Source organism: Sphaerochaeta sp. S2 (assembly GCF_016406725.1).
In the GTDB taxonomy this organism is placed as follows: Bacteria; Spirochaetota; Spirochaetia; order Sphaerochaetales; family Sphaerochaetaceae; genus Sphaerochaeta.
Window position 1 is genome coordinate 1 of the sequence record NZ_JAEKNT010000171.1, and the last position, 1,912, is coordinate 1,912.

Consider the following 1,912-nt stretch of genomic DNA (forward strand, 5'->3'; position numbering starts at 1 on the left):
CCCCTGCAAACTCCAGGTATTTGGACATATCCTTATTGGTAAGGGTATTATCCAAGGGGACTACTATCGCCCCGGCGAAGAGAACACCAAGATAGGCAATAGCCCACTCAGGGCTGTTCTTTCCGATTACTGCAATCTTGTCATCCTTTTTAACACCCTTGGAGACAAGGTAATCTGCAACAGAGAGGACATATGAATGAACTTCTGAATAGGTAAAGGTTTCGTACTGTGGAACAAAGGCTGTAAAACACTTGTTTTGGGGATAGCGTTCGACTGAGATCTCGAACATTTCCACCACAGTAGGCCATGCACCTTTGAACTTTTTACCCCGATAAGCCTCAAGGAAATCCCAAGGTTTTTCACCTTTCTTGTGTGTTGCCATCGTTCCAACCTCCTGTGTTCGTTCTATGGTTCCAATCTTTCTATACTATAGGCAGAAGCATCGTGAAAAATCAAGATTATTGTGACAAGTTTTCACAATGCGTAATTGTGTAATGCACTTCTCACCCTTCCATCGTATCACATTTCAGCAATTGCAATAACTTCTCCATCGAAGGGGTAAATACCTTGTCCTTGTGGTGGACAAGAGAGAAATTCCGCTTCATATCCACTCCCTCCAATGACAATTCCCTGAGTATATTTTCTTGGATTAGATGACGTACCAGACGTCGGGAAATGACCGTAATTCCCTGACCAGCAGATACTGCACTTATAATTGCATCACTGCTATGACAGGACCATTTTTCCTCAAAGGAAATTCCCTTTTCTTGCAACAATCCAACAAACAATGCCCTTGTACCACTCCCTTCCTCCCTAAGGATGAGTGGGTAGTCACTCAATGTCTTTAGGCCAAGCGGTGAAGGGACAGGAAACTCTTTTGCACACACAGGAATCAATTCATCAACAAAGCAGGGGGTGCATACCAGTGACTTGCTTTGTACCATTCCCTCTACCAAAGCCAAATCCAAGCTGCCATCAAGGAGCAGTCTCTCAATGGTCTGGGTGTTGTCAACCTGTACCTGGACACGCAAGAGCGGGTTCTCGCCTTCAAAGCGTGCAATAAGATCAGCAAGCAGTGTACTGCCAACAGTGATTGTTGCACCCATCCTGATCGTCTGCTGCCGGGTATATGCTCCAAGCTCACTTTCAAGGGTATCAACCAAACCAACAATAGAACGCGATCGTGAGAGGAGGAACCTTCCCTCATCGGTCAAATGCAAACTCCGTCCCAACCTGTCGAACAACAATACCCCGTAATCCTTCTCCAGGGAACCGATCACCGCACTGACTGTTGGCTGGGCAAGATGCATTTTCTCTGCGGCCTTGCTCATGGATAGCTGTTCGGCTACTGCAATGAAAATAGAAAGATCTCGAATAGTCATTTGTTTTCACCTATATATTGCATACATTTTTCATTATTTACTTTATACCAAAACACTTTTAGACTGCAACACGATTTGGAGGGATTATGGCACTTACAGAACAAACGATCAAAGCATTGAAGGCAGAAGGGTTTCTACATAATCGAGGAACAGAGAACTTTTCTGCCCGTATCATTACAGGGAACGGTACATTACAGGCAGAGATGCTCTCACAACTCTCTCACCTCAGCGAGACCTATGGAGATGGAATGGTAAGTCTTACCGGCAGGCTCACCGTTGAGATCCCCGGCATCCCCTACTCCCGTATTCCTGCCTTCCGGGAGGAAGTTGCATCCCTCTCCCTGACAACAGGGGGAACAGGAGCGAAGGTCAGACCGGTTGTAGCCTGTAAGGGAAGTACATGCATTTATGGACTGGTTGATACCCAATCCCTAGCACAGAGAATCCATACAGCATTCTCTTGGTTGCCTGCTCGATGGCTTTTTGGTCTCTCACTTCGAGTCTTCTTACAAATCCTTGATAGGGATACC

At 45.9% G+C, this 1,912-nt stretch carries 2 protein-coding genes and 1 pseudogene; 1 reads left to right on the forward strand and 2 read right to left on the reverse strand.

The genetic code is table 11. The features are described from left to right. Nucleotides 1-382: AMP-binding protein (locus JF818_RS04485; protein WP_198890776.1), on the reverse strand; the 382-nt coding region annotated here is incomplete at its 3' end. A 121-nt stretch (nt 383-503) separates the two neighbouring features. Then, entirely contained in the window at nt 504-1,382 is an 879-nt protein-coding gene (locus JF818_RS04490; protein WP_198890777.1) for a LysR family transcriptional regulator, read from the reverse strand. 86 nt (nt 1,383-1,468) lie between these two features. On the opposite strand from JF818_RS04490, the pseudogene JF818_RS04495 reads away from it, so the two are divergent. Further along, nucleotides 1,469-1,912: pseudogene (locus JF818_RS04495) on the forward strand (hypothetical protein); the annotation flags it as partial.

What these genes read in the sequence shown, in the direction of transcription:
- JF818_RS04490 (WP_198890777.1), bottom strand. Translation starts at nt 1,382, where the DNA reads ATGACTATTCGAGATCTTTCTATTTTCATTGCAGTAGCCGAACAGCTA.